The sequence below is a fragment of the Psychrobacter sp. T6-5 genome, from assembly GCF_052258485.2.
Lineage (GTDB): Bacteria > Pseudomonadota > Gammaproteobacteria > Pseudomonadales > Moraxellaceae > Psychrobacter.
Genome location: NZ_JBQQEY020000001.1, coordinates 741,528 through 757,263, shown reverse-complemented (window position 1 = coordinate 757,263; position 15,736 = coordinate 741,528). Strand labels below are relative to the sequence as shown.

At 43.9% G+C, this 15,736-nt stretch carries 18 protein-coding genes and 1 tRNA gene; 11 read left to right on the top strand and 8 right to left on the bottom strand.

Annotated features, from left to right (window positions below; all coding sequences use genetic code 11):
- Window positions 1-35: 35 nt before the first annotated feature.
- Window positions 36-110 (bottom strand) — tRNA-Gly (locus tag ACTXGK_RS17875).
- 587 nt (window positions 111-697) lie between these two features.
- Between ACTXGK_RS17875 and ACTXGK_RS17870 the strand changes: the two genes are divergently transcribed.
- From ACTXGK_RS17870 to ACTXGK_RS17855, 4 genes are all read left to right on the top strand, one after another.
- A complete protein-coding gene (locus ACTXGK_RS17870) occupies window positions 698-1,510 on the top strand; it encodes a M48 family metallopeptidase (RefSeq protein ID WP_201597965.1) in 813 nt (270 codons plus the stop codon).
- 219 nt (window positions 1,511-1,729) lie between these two features.
- A complete protein-coding gene (locus ACTXGK_RS17865) occupies window positions 1,730-2,050 on the top strand; it encodes a BolA family protein (RefSeq protein WP_058025709.1) in 321 nt (106 codons plus the stop codon).
- A gap of 60 nt (window positions 2,051-2,110) precedes the next feature.
- On the top strand, window positions 2,111-2,470 hold the full coding sequence (locus ACTXGK_RS17860; RefSeq protein ID WP_186473680.1) for a SirB2 family protein: 360 nt from the start codon (window positions 2,111-2,113) through the stop codon (window positions 2,468-2,470).
- 185 nt (window positions 2,471-2,655) lie between these two features.
- Complete coding sequence (locus ACTXGK_RS17855; protein WP_201597961.1) at window positions 2,656-3,057, top strand: hypothetical protein; 402 nt, start codon at window positions 2,656-2,658, stop codon at window positions 3,055-3,057.
- A 154-nt stretch (window positions 3,058-3,211) separates the two neighbouring features.
- Here ACTXGK_RS17855 and trxC read toward each other — a convergent pair whose 3' ends face one another.
- The 4 genes from trxC to ACTXGK_RS17835 all read right to left on the bottom strand — a co-directional run bounded on the left by trxC (window position 3,212) and on the right by ACTXGK_RS17835 (window position 5,541).
- Window positions 3,212-3,649: a thioredoxin TrxC gene (gene trxC, locus ACTXGK_RS17850; protein ID WP_443516038.1), complete on the bottom strand. Its 438-nt coding sequence runs from the start codon at window positions 3,647-3,649 to the stop codon at window positions 3,212-3,214.
- A 131-nt stretch (window positions 3,650-3,780) separates the two neighbouring features.
- Window positions 3,781-4,401, bottom strand: coding sequence for a class I SAM-dependent methyltransferase (locus tag ACTXGK_RS17845; RefSeq protein ID WP_443515870.1), 621 nt, complete (start codon window positions 4,399-4,401; stop codon window positions 3,781-3,783).
- A gap of 24 nt (window positions 4,402-4,425) precedes the next feature.
- A complete protein-coding gene (locus ACTXGK_RS17840) occupies window positions 4,426-4,608 on the bottom strand; it encodes a YgaP family membrane protein (RefSeq protein ID WP_201597955.1) in 183 nt (60 codons plus the stop codon).
- 60 nt (window positions 4,609-4,668) lie between these two features.
- The gene (locus ACTXGK_RS17835) at window positions 4,669-5,541 is read right to left on the bottom strand and encodes an MBL fold metallo-hydrolase (RefSeq protein WP_443515872.1); all 873 of its coding nucleotides are present in this window, start codon (window positions 5,539-5,541) and stop codon (window positions 4,669-4,671) included.
- A 295-nt stretch (window positions 5,542-5,836) separates the two neighbouring features.
- Between ACTXGK_RS17835 and ACTXGK_RS17830 the strand changes: the two genes are divergently transcribed.
- From ACTXGK_RS17830 to ACTXGK_RS17810, 5 genes are all read left to right on the top strand, one after another.
- Window positions 5,837-6,199 carry an ArsR/SmtB family transcription factor gene (locus ACTXGK_RS17830; RefSeq protein ID WP_394211890.1) on the top strand — a complete coding sequence of 121 codons (363 nt, stop codon included), beginning with the start codon at window positions 5,837-5,839 and terminating at the stop codon, window positions 6,197-6,199.
- Between the two features lie 54 nt (window positions 6,200-6,253).
- Entirely contained in the window at window positions 6,254-7,963 is a 1,710-nt protein-coding gene (locus tag ACTXGK_RS17825) for a SulP family inorganic anion transporter (RefSeq protein WP_443515874.1), read from the top strand.
- A gap of 224 nt (window positions 7,964-8,187) precedes the next feature.
- Window positions 8,188-8,514 carry a protein tyrosine phosphatase family protein gene (locus ACTXGK_RS17820; protein WP_371532859.1) on the top strand — a complete coding sequence of 109 codons (327 nt, stop codon included), beginning with the start codon at window positions 8,188-8,190 and terminating at the stop codon, window positions 8,512-8,514.
- A gap of 73 nt (window positions 8,515-8,587) precedes the next feature.
- Window positions 8,588-8,920: a protein tyrosine phosphatase family protein gene (locus tag ACTXGK_RS17815; protein WP_443515876.1), complete on the top strand. Its 333-nt coding sequence runs from the start codon at window positions 8,588-8,590 to the stop codon at window positions 8,918-8,920.
- Between the two features lie 179 nt (window positions 8,921-9,099).
- Window positions 9,100-9,852, top strand: a complete 753-nt coding sequence (locus ACTXGK_RS17810) for a glutathione S-transferase family protein (protein WP_443515877.1) — start codon at window positions 9,100-9,102, stop codon at window positions 9,850-9,852.
- Window positions 9,853-9,925: 73 nt separating this feature from the next.
- On the opposite strand, the gene ACTXGK_RS17805 is transcribed toward ACTXGK_RS17810, so the two are convergent.
- Window positions 9,926-11,374, bottom strand: a complete 1,449-nt coding sequence (locus ACTXGK_RS17805; RefSeq protein WP_201597942.1) for an alanine/glycine:cation symporter family protein — start codon at window positions 11,372-11,374, stop codon at window positions 9,926-9,928.
- 264 nt (window positions 11,375-11,638) lie between these two features.
- Window positions 11,639-13,216, bottom strand: a complete 1,578-nt coding sequence (gene ahpF / locus ACTXGK_RS17800) for an alkyl hydroperoxide reductase subunit F (RefSeq protein WP_443515879.1) — start codon at window positions 13,214-13,216, stop codon at window positions 11,639-11,641.
- A 362-nt stretch (window positions 13,217-13,578) separates the two neighbouring features.
- Between ahpF and ACTXGK_RS17795 the strand changes: the two genes are divergently transcribed.
- Window positions 13,579-13,827: an HP1242/YdcH family protein gene (locus ACTXGK_RS17795; protein WP_240365428.1), complete on the top strand. Its 249-nt coding sequence runs from the start codon at window positions 13,579-13,581 to the stop codon at window positions 13,825-13,827.
- Window positions 13,828-13,993: 166 nt separating this feature from the next.
- Here ACTXGK_RS17795 and ahpC read toward each other — a convergent pair whose 3' ends face one another.
- On the bottom strand, window positions 13,994-14,560 hold the full coding sequence (gene ahpC / locus ACTXGK_RS17790) for an alkyl hydroperoxide reductase subunit C (protein ID WP_058025494.1): 567 nt from the start codon (window positions 14,558-14,560) through the stop codon (window positions 13,994-13,996).
- 266 nt (window positions 14,561-14,826) lie between these two features.
- Between ahpC and ACTXGK_RS17785 the strand changes: the two genes are divergently transcribed.
- On the top strand, window positions 14,827-15,735 hold the full coding sequence (locus ACTXGK_RS17785; protein ID WP_443515882.1) for a hydrogen peroxide-inducible genes activator: 909 nt from the start codon (window positions 14,827-14,829) through the stop codon (window positions 15,733-15,735).
- Window position 15,736: the final 1 nt, after the last annotated feature.

Below are 15,736 nucleotides of genomic sequence, written 5' to 3'. Positions count from 1 at the left end.
AAAGTGAGGCTTTTTGCGCTTTTTCAAGCCATATTTGGAGCGGGAAAAGAGATTCGAACTCTCGACCCCAACCTTGGCAAGGTTATGCTCTACCACTGAGCTATTCCCGCTTATTATCGAATCGTTGTGTTGTTAACAACTACTCCGTCTCGATAGGCTGGCTATTTTAGCAAATATTCTGTGGGTGTCAACACCTTTTTTAAAAATTATGGCTAATATTTTTAGTTCAGACCTTCGTTTTTGAGGAAATTCAACATAAGCAATTGATTTAAAAACAGGAATTACTTTTAGAAGAATATAAATTATTTTATCTTAATAATAGCACTTTGAGGTTTTATCTTCTTTCATTGATACCTACTACTTTGGTTAAACCTCATAGATCTATAATTCACCTTATGTCACGTTTGTACATGACTATAAAAAGTTCTTTGTTATGACTAAAAGCAAAACGTTACTTCATTATGAGCAATGTCTATTTCACTTACAATCATACGCTCTATTGTTACTTTTCCTATCTTGGTTTTACTTGGTTAACATTATTATACTTATCTACAATGACAGCTCGAACAGGCTTTTACTGTCTTGGTAGGTGATTGGGCGTCGATAAAGAGCCATAAAAAATAGCGCCATTACCTACTGCAACGTGATTTACTTTGTTTGATTTTATTTTTTACCATTTATCGAGAGGATGCTTTTCATGAAAAAACTATTGACCACTAGTGTGATGGCGGCTTCATTGTCCGCACTGACATTGACTGGTTGTACCAGTACCACCAATACTGGTGCCATCGGCGTCGATCGTCAGCAGTTATTATTGGTTTCTAGCGAGCAAGTATTGCAGCTATCTGCACAGAGCTACGCTAAGACATTGCAAGATGCAAGATCAAAAGGTGTATTAGATACCAATACCGCCCAACTAAATCGCTTAAAAAACATTGCTAATCGTTTGGTTGGTCAAGTGGGCGTTTATCGTGCAGATGCGGCAAAATGGAAATGGGAAGTACATACGATCAAATCTGACCAGTTGAATGCCTTTGTTATGCCAGGTGGTAAGGTTATGTTTTACTCAGGCATCATTGACCGTTTGAACTTAACTGATGATGAGATTGCTGCGATCATGGGTCATGAAATCTCTCACGCATTACGTGAGCACTCACGTGAACGCATTTCACGCGAATACGCGACCCAAACAGGTATCGGTGTTGCTGCTAGCATCTTTGGTCTATCACAAGGTCAAGCGCAGCTAGCAAGCGTTGCTGGTGATCTAGGCTTGAGCCGTCCGCACAGTCGTACCCAAGAAAGTGAAGCCGATCAAATTGGTCTTGAATTAATGGCACGCGCAGGTTATAACCCGCAAGCCGCTATTACTTTATGGCAAAAAATGCAGCGTGCGAGCCAAGGCGAGCCGCCTCAATTTCTAAGCACTCACCCAACAAGTAGCAGCCGTATCGCGGAGCTACAATCGTTGATGCCAAAAGTAATGCCACTTTATCAAAGGTCGCGTCGTTAATACGTCACCCTCTACTTTGATATTTGATTTATCAAGTATGTAGATACGAAAAGCAAGGTATAGCCAATACGCTATGCTTTGCTTTTTTATTGGGGCTTGTTTAGACAGCAAAGGCTTTTTAATCACGCACTATACCGACTGCTCTGTCTGCTATAATGCCGATAGATATCATTTGCAGATTGCCTAATAGAATTGCGCAATATACATTGAAGGATTGTTATGAGCACTACACCTACCGCCGATGCACTTCATGCCAAGCTACAGGCTCTAGAGCCGCAGCACATCGAACTAATCAATGAGTCGATGGCTCATGCTGGTTACTTCGAAGGCAAAGAAAGCCACTTTAAGCTCACTATCGTCAGTGAGGCGTTCGAAGGCAAGCGACTGGTCGGGCGTCATCAGCTAATATATGGATTGGTTACGCCTTTATTGACGTCACAAGGCGGTCAAGTACATGCCTTAGCCATTCATGCCTACACGCCGACAGAATGGCAAGGTCAAAGCCCTGACAGTCCATTATGCGCGGGTCAAAATAAATAGCTGAAAATAAAATGTCTTAAATAAGCCCATATAATGTAGGTCTAGCAGGAGCAACATTCGATGAAACATCTACACATGCTGATGGCGGTACTGACCATTGTGCTGTTCTTATATCAGAGCTACTTAGTGCTCAGCGCAAATAGACGCGCGCCACGCGTAGTCAAAATCGCCACTCATATTATCTATGCACTACTGATCTTGTCAGGCGCCATCATGCTCATGCAACTGATGAGTGTTAATGCGCCTGTACAGTGGGTGTTTGCCAAAATTATCTTACTTATCGCAGCGATTAGCTCAAGCATCAAAGCCTTTAATGCTCATGCGACACCTACTCAGAGCAAAACAGGTATCCTGATTTCAGCTATCGCATATGTTGGTATTGTAATACTTGCCTTTGCCAAACCCGCCAACCTATTTTGATAAGTAATTGTTGTTGTAGCAGAGCTTCAATATTTTGAGTAAATATCGTACTGCTATCGCACAAGCATTCGTATTGATAAGACCGTAAAATATTTAACCATTTATATTTTTTCAATATCTTAATCATGCTATTTTTGCTATCTTAAATAGATATAAATACAATCACTTAGCCTAATGGAGCCACTATGAAAACGTTTACCACAGCGACACTACTGGCAACAGTTGGCGTTTTTGCGCTCTCAGGCTGTGCCTCTACTGGCAATGTCACGCCGCAATATGTGCCGCCAAGTACTTATCAAAACTATGATTGCCAAGCATTGAGCCAAGAGTACAATCGCGTCAACCGTTATGTCGAAGCAGCGCGCAATGAGCAATCTACCTTGTCGGCTTCGGGTGTAGGTGTTGGCGTCTCTGCAGGACGTTGGGGTATCTCTCCCAATATTAGCTTTGGGGTTGGCAAAAGCAACAATACGAAAGCGCGTGATGCAAAGTTGTCACGGCTATACGGTGAGCGTGATGCCATCGTACAAACTGCCCGTATTCAACGCTGTAGTTTTGCCAATGGCATAAAGATTTATGGTGAATAAGATTTAGGCCAAGAAAAATCTAGCGGTAATACAATACTGTTAAATTGTTATCATGACACAAGAAAAAAGCCAATACGCGATTAGCATATTGGCTTTTTTATCATTATAGCTTACAAGCATTGTCCTAATCTGACGAATACTACTTTACTAAGCCCTACGCCTGCAAGCTTTGCACCCACTGAACAATTTGGTTGCTTGGTAGTGCGCCTGACTGACGCGCAACTTCCTTACCATTTCTAAAGGCTACCATCGTTGGTAAACTGCGGATGTTATAAGGGGCTGCCGCTTGCTCGTATTTATCTGTTTGTACTTTGGCAAACACCACCTGCGGCAATTGACCAGCAGCCGTCTTGAACTCTGGCGCCATCATAATGCACGGCTGGCACCAGCTCGCCCAAAAATCTACAATGGTCAATACATCGTTCTTCTGGATAACCTTATTGGCCGTTTGTGCATTAAGCTCGTGCGGGCTTGCGGTCAATAATGGCTGACCACACTTACCGCATTTCGGTGCAGCGCTTAGCCGTGCAGCAGGCACGCGATTGGTTGCTTGGCAGTGTGGGCATACTAAATGAAAACTGTGTTCACTCATCATTTGATTCCTATTTTAATTATTCTAATCGCTTTACTTTTTAAAGATTCATTGTTGGTATCTACGAATGAAAGCTGTCTGCAAAAGATGCTTGCATGAATAATTTTAACATAGTTGCTAATACTCGTTCTTTATACCACTTGCTGTGCCACGCCACTATACACATAGCTCATCGGTCGTGGACCGGGTAAGTACGCTTCAGTTAACTCATCGATGACAAAACCACCTGCTCTAATCAATGCTGGAATATCACGATCTAAATGACAACCGCCCGCCATCGGTTTCCAAAAAGGCGTCAATCGATGCTGCCAGCGCTCGACAGAAATGTCTGGCGCCAAGCCATGCTCACAGAATAACAAGCGACCGTCAGGTTTCAGCACACGCGTCATTTCTTGTAATGCTGAGATCGGATCGTCGATACTACACAAGGTAAAGGTCATAACAATAGTATCAAATCGATCCGTATCAGCATGAATACCCTGCACATCCACCGCTACCACATCAACTGGAATGCTAATGTCAGCGGCTCGCTGCCGTGCTAGCGTCTGCATCTGAGCCGCTGGGTCAATACCGATAATAGCAGAGACTTTTTTGGAATCATAAAACTGCAAATTTAGACCGCTACCAATGCCAACCTCTAATACCTCACCGAACGCCTGAGGAACAATTTTGGACCGAGCTTTCATTACATTGCCTGTGCTACAAGCGACATCTATCAGCTTTGGCAATACGTAACGCTCGTATGGATTCACTGTCCTCTCCCTTTATTGAACCACTTAGCGCTTGCAGGTATTCATACCAAGCATGCTATACAGAGGGCAAAAACGCGATAATCCTGTTAGTAAAGGAACTAAGCCGATTACGCCCCACCAACTGCCATAATATATACCTAATGCGATAATCACCACGCCAACAATAATACGTAGTAACCGTTCAGTACTGCCGATATTTATTTTCATGACTGTGTCCTTTATATCTCATTTATTAGGTAGTAATGGTCACCCATAGCGCTACTTGGCTTATTCACCAAGGACATTAATGGGCACTTTTAGATAACGCGTACCGTTGTCTTCTGGCTCTGGAAATTTCCCCGCATCAATATTCACTTGTACCGCTGGGATAATCAGACGCGGCATGTCCAAGGTCGCATCGCGGCGCTCACGCATTTGCACAAACTCTGCTTCGTTGATACTGTCTTTGACATGGATATTTTCTAATTTTTGCGCCGCAACCGTGGTCGTTGGGCAATGCTGGCGACCCTTACTAGGATAATCATGACACAAGTACATCACAGTATCTTCAGGGAGTGCGAGCAGTTTTTGAATAGAGCGATAAAGCGTCTTTGCGTCACCACCTGGGAAATCACAGCGAGCGGTACCCACGTCAGGCGCAAACAATGTATCGCCGACGAACACCACTGTTTTCTCATCATCAGCAGCCATATAAGCCATATCAGCACGGGTATGTCCTGGCACATACATCGCAGTGATAGTGATACTACCAAGCGCTAGCGTCTCACCATCGTCCGTCAAAATATCAAACTGACTGGCATCAGTGCGGAAACTGGTATCAAAGTTAAAGATTTGCTTAAATATTTTTTGTACTTCGGTGATGTGCTGCCCAATGACCAGTTGTCCACCAAGGCTTTCTTTGACGTGGATAGCTGCCGATAAATGATCAGCATGCGCATGAGTTTCAATAATGTATTCGAGCGTCCAATCATTCTCACGTACGAACTCAATGACCTCGTCAACGCTGCTCGTGCTCGTCCTGCCTGATTTTGCATCAAAATTTAATACTGGATCGACAATCGCACACACTTGCTGCTCGACATCGGCAAGTACATGAGTGTAGGTTTCTGTGTCTCTATCTAAGAAAGAATGAACTTGCATGGTTGCCTCTTTACTTATCTATGAATGTTTTTGCTATAGGGCTTTTTTTATCTCTAATTAACCCTTAAGTATGATATTGAGTCGTATATAATGTTTGCTTATATTTACGACTTTTTGTTATCACCAATATAGCAACTGCAACACATTTTATCAATTTATATAATGTAAATAATGATATCTTGCTATGTGGCGCGATATCATTGATAATCAACCATATATTATTAAAAATAATATGGCAGTGACTGCCCTATTATATAAGGAGCTTATTCTGGCTACTTCTAATTCAGCAATGAGTATGTCTACTCACAGCGCTAACGATGATGTGTCATCTGATAGCGCAGACTTTTCATCTATCGATCTTGCTAAACAAATGCAACAAGCCTCGATGCAAGCCAGCCAGCTACTAAAGTCGCTCTCGCACCCTGATCGTCTGCTTCTGCTTTGCCAGTTGACACAAGGTGAATACTGTGTCGGTGAGCTTGAAGGACTGGTCGGTGTTGGACAACCAAGCTTGTCGCAGCAGCTGGGTATCTTGCGTAAAGACGAGCTGGTTGCGACACGCCGTGAAGGCAAGCAAATCTACTATAGCATCGCAAGTGACGATGCCTTGGCCGTACTAGAGCTGCTTTATCAGAGATTTTGTGCCAAAACCGAATAATGCCGTACTCGCCTGACTGTTTTATACTGCTTTCTATCTTGGTGATGTATTGATATGTCTTCTATCGCTGCTCGTCTGATTCCTACTTGGCTGCGCCAATACCAGCTCACGGCGTTACCGACCGATCTCGTCGCAGGACTGGTGGTGGGCGTATTGGTGATACCGCAAAGCCTAGGCTATGCAGTACTTGCTGGTCTGCCGCCCGTGTATGGTCTGTATTCTGCGATCGTGCCTGTGCTCGTCTACGCTTGGCTGGGTTCTAGCAACGTACAAGCCGTCGGGCCTGTCGCGATTACTGCCATCATGACGGCCAGTGGTCTACTGCCTTATGCTGAGCAAGGCACAGAGCAATATGCCCTGATGGCGAGTTTATTGGCACTCATGGTAGGGACGCTGCTGTGGATTGCAGGGCGGCTAAAGCTTGGCTGGATCATGCAGTTTATCAGTCGCGGTGTCTCAGCAGGGTTTGTGAGCGGTGCGGCAGTGCTTATCTTTGTCAGTCAGCTAAAGTATCTGATGGCGATACCTATCGCTGGTAGCAGCTTGGTTGGCTATTTATCTACCATGCAGCGTTATGCCAGTCAGGTGCATCCGCTAACCTTAGTGATTGGTATTATCGCGTTTGTACTTTTGGTCGCTAACCGCTATGCGAGTCAATGGGTATGGCGAACGTGGCTGTCATCATCATATGCCAAATGGGCCGAACGTTTATTTCCACTGGTTTTACTGATTATCGCCATCGTGCTGAGTATGCTATTGCACTGGAATTCGCTAGGGGTTGCGACCATTGGTAGTATTCCACAAGGTTTACCCAGCTTTACGCTACCGCATATGACCGATCTACAGGAAGCGCTCAAACTCTTGCCGACTGCAGGGTTGATGGCACTGATCGTCTTTGTCTCAAGCAGTTCCGTTGCCAGTACTTACGCACGCTTGCGTGGTGAGAGCTTCGATGCCAACCATGAGCTGACTGGTCTTGGTCTTGCCAATCTGTCTGGCGGACTGTTTCAAAGCTTTGCGGTCGCAGGTGGCTTTTCGCGCACGGCGATCAATGCTGACTCAGGGGCAAAGACACCGCTTGCCAGCCTTGTGACGGTGCTGGTAATGACTGCCGCGCTGATTGCCTTTAGCAATGCACTCGCACCGCTACCCTATGCGTTACTCGGTGCAACCATCATGGCTTCTATCATTGGTCTGATAGATATTGCAACCTTGAAATCTGCTTGGCAACGCGATCGCTTGGATGGGTCTAGCTTCTTGGCAGCGTTCGTCGGTGTGCTTATATTTGGGCTAAATACAGGTTTGGTCATTGGCCTAATGGTGTCATTCGCCAGCCTGATTTGGCAATCAAGTAAGCCACATGTCGCCATCGTGGGACAGCTGGGCGGTACAGGACACTTTCGCAATATTAATCGTCACGATGTGGTGACTTTTGACAATTTATTGATGCTGCGTATCGATGAGAGTTTGTTTTTTGGTAATAGTGAATCGGTACATCGCCGTATTCTAAATGCCATGCAGCAATATCCAGCAGCGCAGGAAATTGTTTTGATCATGGCCGCGGTCAATCATATTGATCTGACAGCACAAGAGATGCTCAGTACCTTAAATAAAGAGCTTGCGCTGCAAGACAAGCGCTTACATTTTAGCTTTATTAAGGGCCCTGTCATGGATATCATCGGGCAGACCCCGCTTATTAGTGAGCTGTCAGGGCAGGTCTATCTCAGTACGTTAGATGCCGTCGATGCTCTAAAGGATAGATAGCGGCGTCATTATTTTTGTACCACACTTTCAATCGCTACTGTCGTCTATCGCACAATATCGCTATGATAGAGCCTGTGTTATGCTAGATTGACTGAACAGAGTAATGGTACATAAACACATATCACCCTATCTTTTCATTCTCAATAATGCATGACCTTATTTTTATCATTTCTGCCAAGACCCCAATAATAAATATATATTAACAACGATAACTGAAGCTATTTATGACCGATGACATAACGATTTATAAGCAAATCTATCCAAGCCAATGTATCAAAATTGCCGAGCTTGGCTATCGCTCAGTACTCAATATACGTCCAGACGCTGAGATCGAGACACAGCCCAACAGCTGTGATTTAGCGACTGCCACGAAGGAAGCAAATCTAACCTATCATCATCTACCATTTGATGATGAGCGCTTAAGTATGCTGACTGTAGAGCAGTTTGCTGACTTTTATCATGCGATGCCAAAGCCCATATTGATGTTTTGCGGTACTGGCGCGCGAGCCAAACTGTTGTATCAAAGCGCATTGATGCAGGGCTTGCTATAGTCATATTGCTCGTTTTGTCTCAATCACCAACGTATTTTACACCACCAACTGAACCAATAAAAAAGGAGCTCCCATGAGCCATGAAGTTAGCTTTACCGGACAGATCACCCCTGACCAAGTCCCTATGATTGCCGAAAATGGCTTTAAAACCATCATCAATAATCGTCCAGATGGCGAAGAGCCTGGTCAACCAACTAGCGCAGAGATTGAAGCTGCTGCTAAAGAAGCAGGACTTGCGTATAAAGAAATCTCATTTGCAGGTAACGAGCTGAATCAAACTCACGTTGAAGCATTTGCAGATTTCTTCAATCAAGCTGAGCAGCCAATGCTGATCTTTTGCCGTACGGGTAATCGCTCGAACGGTATCTATGAAGCCGCCAAGCAGATGGATTTGTTAGATGACTAGCTTGTTATTAAGCTAATAAAACTTGCTACCGCTGAAAATAAAAACGCCCGTCCACATATTGGATGGGCTTTTTTTGGAATATCATTTAAATGATAGAGATATCACACAAGTTATAGACTGGTTAATTCTCAATATTGAGTACATAATAAAATTTTATAGACATGGCTTGATAGGACTATATGATGCAAAAACCACTACTGATCATCGGTAACAAAAACTACTCCTCTTGGTCGCTACGGGCGTGGCTATTGCTAAAAGCATTTAGCGTTGATTTTGACGAGCAGCTGATTGAGTTGTTTGATCCCTCAGCCCGCCCAATACTTGAGGCGCATTCACCAACAGGAAAAGTCCCTGTATTGGTCTATGGTGAAGACGATGAAAAAGTCACTGTTTGGGATACATTAGCCATTGCGATACATATTAATGAGTATTTTACGGATATCAATATTTGGACAGGCATCAAAAAATCTGACGCTAAATCAAAAAATGATAGTCAGAACAGAATAAACAGCGCTTATTGCCAAAGCATCATTGCTGAGATGCATTCAGGATTATCAGGTATTCGTAATGAGATGCCGATGAATATCAGAGCAACTGCTAAAATACACCCAAGTGAGGCGTGCTTATCTGATATTGCTCGTATTGAGGCTATTTTTGCCGATTGCTTAAAGGGACGTTCGACGAACAGTTATTTGTTTGGACAGTTTACAGTAGCTGATGTTTTTTTCGCCCCAGTGGTACTGCGATTACAAACCTATGCTGATGCGTCCAATATCACTTTGCAACCGCTTACCAAGCAGTACTGCCAGACCATGCTGAATCATCCGCACATGCAAGCATGGCGAGCGTCAGCGCTAGAAGAAACACGGATTATTGAAGAAGATGAAGCCGGTGAGATTGTCTCGTTATCGGGTGTTTTAGCGAGCCAATAACTGCTTACATAAAAAAACCACTTTAGCTTAGCTAAAGTGGTTTTTTGTTTGATAAGACTTCAAGCATAACGTTTTACTGCTTTTGCTCTAACGCCTCTTTTACTGCTTTTTTGCCCCATGCACTCAGATCGAGATCTAATTTCTCATACTCTTGCGCATCGAATAACGGCTCTTTGACGCCTGATTTTAATTGACGGGCAAAATCGTCAAGTAAGCGCTTGGCACGTGGGAACAGCATAATCAAGGCCAGCAAGTTGGCTAGTGCGAGTACGCCCATCAATGGATCAGCGAAGAAGAAGACAGTGGTTGCCGCAGGTGCTACCGCGCCCAAGAACAAGATCGCAATCACCACAATGCGTAATACCAAGGTCGCTGCTTTAATATTCTTCTTAACTAAGAAGTTAATCGCATTTTCGCCCATGTAGTAGTTATACATGATCGAGCTTAATGCAAACAATAGTAGCGAGATGGTTAACACGTACTGTGACCAATCACCTAGCTGAGCGGTGAGCGCTTGCTGCGCTAGTACAATACCATCAACTTCGGCACCTGGCTGATAAACGCCGCTGAGCAAAATCATGAATGCCGTAGCACTACACACAACAATCGTATCGATAAATACTGATAGTGACTGTGAGATACCTTGACTAACTGGATGCGTGGCATAAGCAGTGGCGGCAATGTTAGGCGCAGAACCCAAACCTGCCTCATTAGAGAACAGACCACGCTTCATGCCTTGCTCAATCGCCACACCGATACCGCCGCCGACGACAGATTCAATGCCGAATGCATTTTTGACAATCATTGCCATCAGTGCAGGCAGTTCAGTGATATTCAGCACGATGATAATTAGTGCCATACCAATGTAAATCAACGCCATCACAGGAATGACAACGTCTGCGACCTTTGCAATGCGCTGAATACCGCCAAAAACGATAAATCCGCCTGCAACCACCAGTACCGCACCTGATATCCAGCGATCAATGCCGAAACTCTCAAGCGCAGAACCTGCTACTGTATTGCCTTGGAACGCCACAAACCCAATAGAGAAAGACAGTAGTAGTGAGATCGCATAAATGACAGCGAGCCAGCGATAATCTTTACCTAGACCGTGTAAGATATAGGTTGCAGGGCCGCCGCGAAAATTACCATCATTGTCTCTGCGCTTGTACAGCTGAGCCAAGCTACACTCGACAATACTGGTCATCATGCCGATGAGGGCTACAACCCACATCCAAAAAACCGCACCAGGACCACCTAAAGAGATTGCAACGGCAACACCAGCAATGTTACCGCCGCCAACACGTCCACCGATCGACACGAGCAACGCCTGACGGGCAGAAATTCCATCGTCTCCTACTTCATCCGTCTTAAACACACGGAACATACGTTTAAAATATGTAAACTGAGCGAACCTGCCCACAATGGTAAATAATAAACCAAAAATAATTAACATAGGCACGAGTGCCCAGCCCCACGTTAGATCCCCGACTAGGGCAAAAAAAGATTCTATATATTCCATGCCTATTTTCCTTATAGTTCATGACGCTATGATAGGTTTTATTGGGCTTATTATCGCATCTAAGACCCGTATTTGTAACGAAAATGGCGCATTTGTAACGTAAATGATGACATTTTTCGAGAGAAATTGCTTTATTCACTCATCGAAATGACTGGTTTTTAAACTTTAGGCGCTATTCTATAGAAAAATTCCTATAAAACGCAAAAAAAAGCCACCTCAATTAAGGTGGCTTTTCTCTTCTGAGACTAATTCTGATACTAAAACTTACTGCATAACCAAATATTCGAACGCTGATAATGCTGCTTTACTACCCTCACCCATCGCAATATTAATCTGCTTGAATGGTACGGTGGTCACGTCGCCGCAAGCAAAGATACCTTTGCGATCGGTGCGGCAGCGCTCATCAATCTCAATCTCGCCAAAGCGGTTTAAATCGACAAAGCCTTTGACAAATCCAGTGTTTGGTACGAGTCCGATTTGTACAAACACACCTGATAAATCACGCTCATGCGTCTCACCTGTGCTGCGATCTTGATAGACGATAGATGATACCTTACCATCAGTCGCCTTAATCTCTTGCGTCGCCGCACCAGTAATGAATTCAATATTGGATTTTTCTTTGGCCTTATTGATCAATACCTGGTCTGCTTTTAACTCATCAGCGAACTCTAATACAGTGACGTGCTTAACAATACCTGCCAAATCTAACGCAGCCTCGACGCCTGAGTTGCCACCGCCGATCACTGAGATATCTTTACCTTTGAAGAATGGACCGTCACAGTGAGCACAAAACGCCACGCCTTTACCGATGTTTTCTTCTTCGCCTGGTACGCCAAGCTTACGCCATTGGGCACCTGTCGCCAAGATGATACTACGAGTTTCAAACGTCTCGCCGGTATTTAGGTTGATGCTGTAGTTTTCTTCTTCTGTCTCGCCGATATCTTTTACACTTACATGCTCTTTTAGCGTGATGTTGTATTCAGCCAAGTGCTTAACGAAATTAGTCGACAAATCAGTACCATTGGTTAAAGGTACAGAGATTAAGTTTTCGATATCTTGCGTGTCTTTGACCTGTCCACCGATACGGTCAGCAACCATGGTCACTTTCAGACCTTTACGCGCGGTATAAATGGCTGCTGCAACGCCTGCAGGACCTGCACCAATGATAGTGACATCTTGTTGCTCTAATTGCTCAGCGTCGTCTTCGACGTCTGCCAACAAATCTGGGAACTGCTCTTGTAATTTTCCAATCAGTTTTGCGGTGTCAATCAGACCATTGGCAAACGGTTTTCCGTTTAAGAATACCGCTGGTACGCCTTGGATTTTGTTTGCTTCTACTTGCTCTTGGAATAGCGCGCCATCAATCATCTCATTGCTGATACCATCGTTTAGTAGCGCAAATTGGTTCAACGCCTGAACCACTTCTGGGCAGCTATGGCACGATAATGATACGTAGGTCTGGAACTGTAATGGCTTATTAAAACGCTTGACCAGCTTTTGAATACCTTCGTCCAATTTCAGCGTATGACCACCCGCTTGCAAAATGGCTAGAATCAATGACGTAAACTCATGACCACCAGGAATACCACTGAATACGATACCTGTGTCAGCAGTCTCTCCATCAACATGACTGACTACTTTAAAACTAATCGCGCTTGGTAAGCTGTCATCAGTCGCTTCTGCATCGAAGTTAATTTTGTCAGTTGTACCAGCAATCTTGGTCAAAAAATCAATGAGTTCAGCGCGTTTGCTGTGCTCACCGCTACCCAATACAAAAGTAATCGGGCGCGTCATGTTTTCGCTATATGTCTTAACCGCGTCTAATAAATTCTGATCTATCATGTTTGTTCCTCATTATGACTGAATATGTAACGGCAACTGTCATGCTGCACGCCTAAATATGAAATTCTTACGCTTAATAATTTTATAAAAAACATTGTATATATCGAGCTTTCGCTCTTGAATGACCCTATTATCAGGTGTTCGCAGCATTTGGGCAAGCTGAGAAACTCAAACCTTACGTTTTATAAAACCAATCGTTAATGGGTTTAATTAATTAAATACAAATACACTGGTGGATAATAGCCATAGTATCTAGGCTATTTTTTCGCTACAATCGAGAATAGTTCTTAAGTTAGGCCGTCTTTTTAACACCATACGCGATTGCTTGTGACAAGCTTGCGTTTCATGACAAGGATGAACACATGAGAAAAACAGATACTTTCCACGATAACAGAGATATTATTGCCGAACTGAAGCTCAAAGACAGTCATTTTGCGAGTATTTTTGATGAGCATACCGAGCTTGATCAAAAGATTAATTACCTCGAAAAAGATCTAGTGAAGCATGCCAGCCGTGAAGAAGAAATAGAACAAATGAAACGGCGTAAATTGCATCTCAAAGACGAGATTTATAAGATTATTGATAAAAATAAAGAACAATCTCGCGCCTGATACTACGCCTACTACGCTTATGATCAACAAATAAGACTCATAAGATTGTAGCTAGCGCCATAAAAAGACCCCATCAACATCAGTTAATGGGGTCTTTATTTGTAGAGCTGATTCCCATAGAAGTATGAAATTCAGCACTACTTTATCTAAGTAATCAAATAGCTACTTAGATTTTACCAACTAGGTCAAGACTTGGCTTAAGTGTATCGCCGCCCTGTTCCCAAGCTGCTGGGCAAACTTCGCCGTCGTTTTCACGAACATACTGAGCTGCTTTTACTTTACGTAACATGTCTTTTGCGCTACGACCGATACCGCCAGCATGAATCTCAGCAACTTGGATCAAGCCATCAGGATCTACTAAGAACGTACCGCGTTCAGCCAAACCTGCTTCTTCAATCATGACGTTGAAGCCGCGAGTGATTTTACCAGTAGGATCGCCGATCATTGGATACTGTACTTTGCCGATTGCTTCTGAAGAATCATGCCATGCTTTATGCGTGAAATGCGTGTCAGTTGATACTGAGTATACTTCAACACCCAAACCTTTTAGCTCGTCGTAATGAGCAGCCATGTCTTCTAGCTCAGTTGGGCAAACAAAAGTGAAATCAGCTGGGTAAAATAGGAAAATCGCCCAGTTGCCTTTTACGTCTTCTGAGGTGATGGTTTTGAACTCACCGTTTACGTATGCATCTGCTGAAAATTCTGGGATTGCTTGATTAATAATAGACGCCATGATTGGCTCCTCTCTTGTTAAGTAAATTAAAATTATTTATAGGGATTTTTTAACTAGCCCTTTAGCTTTCTGGGCTACCCGACAAACTATACGCGAATTCTATGGTTAATCCAGTTAAAAGTTTTTAATGTGATGTTTTGTTTTATTAAACTTGTTAAACTATTCTCTCTATATCCTATCATTGGTACATAACTGGTCATTTGCTGCCTTATAAAGGTTGGCTGACATGATAAATTACATTAAAAACCCATTAAAAGAGAGGTTTTATGATTACTTTACGACAACTTGAGTTTGCCCTAGCCGTGGCCAAGCATCGTCACTTCAAACGTGCTGCCGAAGATTGCAATATTTCGCAGTCTGCCCTGAGCTTGGGTATCGCAGAATTAGAAAAACAGTTAGATACGCAGATTTTTGAGCGTAATAACAAGCAAGTACTGATTACTCCTATCGGTCAAGAAATCCTCACACGGGCGCAACGTGTGTTCTCTGAAGTGAGTGATTTGACCACGCGTGCCCATAGCCATCAGACGCCGCTGGCCTATCCTATGACCGTCGGTATCATTCCCACGATTGCGCCTTACTTGCTACCAAAGGTTCTACCAGCCCTGCGTGCTCAGTATCCAGAGTTCCGCATGACCATCGTTGAGCAGCAAACCGAGCGGTTGCTCGAACAAGTGCGCTACGGTCATATCGATACCGCTATCATTGCGCTGCCGTATGCTGTAGATGGCCTGCACAGTTTTGAGTTTTGGAGTGAAGATTTTTTTGCGGTGTTCCCAAAAGACGACATTCATGCCAAGCTTGACACAATCAACGCTGACGAGCTGGCCACTGCCAATCTTATGCTCCTTGGTGAAGGCCACTGCCTAACTGATCAAACGCTGTCTGTCTGTCATTTTGACCGTGCACAGATGAAGTCAAGCTTCTCGGATGCCAGTCTAAACACGCTGATTCAAATGGCGCTCGCCAATATGGGTACGACACTAGTTCCTGAAATGGCACTCGATCAGTTGCACCTGCAAAATCAAAATGCCGTCGCCGTACCACTGGCTGAAGAAGGGCCGCACCGTCATATTGCTTTTGTCACCCGCTTAAACTATGCGCGTGTCGACGATGTTAGCCTGCTGGGAGAAGTATTTAATAAAGCGTTTAAAGATGCGGCTAATACAAAATAAG

Coding starts and splice junctions, on each gene's coding strand:
- ACTXGK_RS17870 (WP_201597965.1), top strand. CDS start 698: ATGAAAAAACTATTGACCACTAGTGTGATGGCGGCTTCATTGTCCGCA.
- ACTXGK_RS17865 (WP_058025709.1), top strand. CDS start 1,730: ATGAGCACTACACCTACCGCCGATGCACTTCATGCCAAGCTACAGGCT.
- ACTXGK_RS17860 (WP_186473680.1), top strand. CDS start 2,111: ATGAAACATCTACACATGCTGATGGCGGTACTGACCATTGTGCTGTTC.
- ACTXGK_RS17855 (WP_201597961.1), top strand. CDS start 2,656: ATGAAAACGTTTACCACAGCGACACTACTGGCAACAGTTGGCGTTTTT.
- trxC (WP_443516038.1), bottom strand. CDS start 3,649: ATGAGTGAACACAGTTTTCATTTAGTATGCCCACACTGCCAAGCAACC.
- ACTXGK_RS17840 (WP_201597955.1), bottom strand. CDS start 4,608: ATGAAAATAAATATCGGCAGTACTGAACGGTTACTACGTATTATTGTT.
- ACTXGK_RS17835 (WP_443515872.1), bottom strand. CDS start 5,541: ATGCAAGTTCATTCTTTCTTAGATAGAGACACAGAAACCTACACTCAT.
- ACTXGK_RS17830 (WP_394211890.1), top strand. CDS start 5,837: ATGTCTACTCACAGCGCTAACGATGATGTGTCATCTGATAGCGCAGAC.
- ACTXGK_RS17825 (WP_443515874.1), top strand. CDS start 6,254: ATGTCTTCTATCGCTGCTCGTCTGATTCCTACTTGGCTGCGCCAATAC.
- ACTXGK_RS17820 (WP_371532859.1), top strand. CDS start 8,188: ATGACCGATGACATAACGATTTATAAGCAAATCTATCCAAGCCAATGT.
- ACTXGK_RS17815 (WP_443515876.1), top strand. CDS start 8,588: ATGAGCCATGAAGTTAGCTTTACCGGACAGATCACCCCTGACCAAGTC.
- ACTXGK_RS17810 (WP_443515877.1), top strand. CDS start 9,100: ATGATGCAAAAACCACTACTGATCATCGGTAACAAAAACTACTCCTCT.
- ACTXGK_RS17805 (WP_201597942.1), bottom strand. CDS start 11,374: ATGGAATATATAGAATCTTTTTTTGCCCTAGTCGGGGATCTAACGTGG.
- ahpF (WP_443515879.1), bottom strand. CDS start 13,216: ATGATAGATCAGAATTTATTAGACGCGGTTAAGACATATAGCGAAAAC.
- ACTXGK_RS17795 (WP_240365428.1), top strand. CDS start 13,579: ATGAGAAAAACAGATACTTTCCACGATAACAGAGATATTATTGCCGAA.
- ahpC (WP_058025494.1), bottom strand. CDS start 14,560: ATGGCGTCTATTATTAATCAAGCAATCCCAGAATTTTCAGCAGATGCA.
- ACTXGK_RS17785 (WP_443515882.1), top strand. CDS start 14,827: ATGATTACTTTACGACAACTTGAGTTTGCCCTAGCCGTGGCCAAGCAT.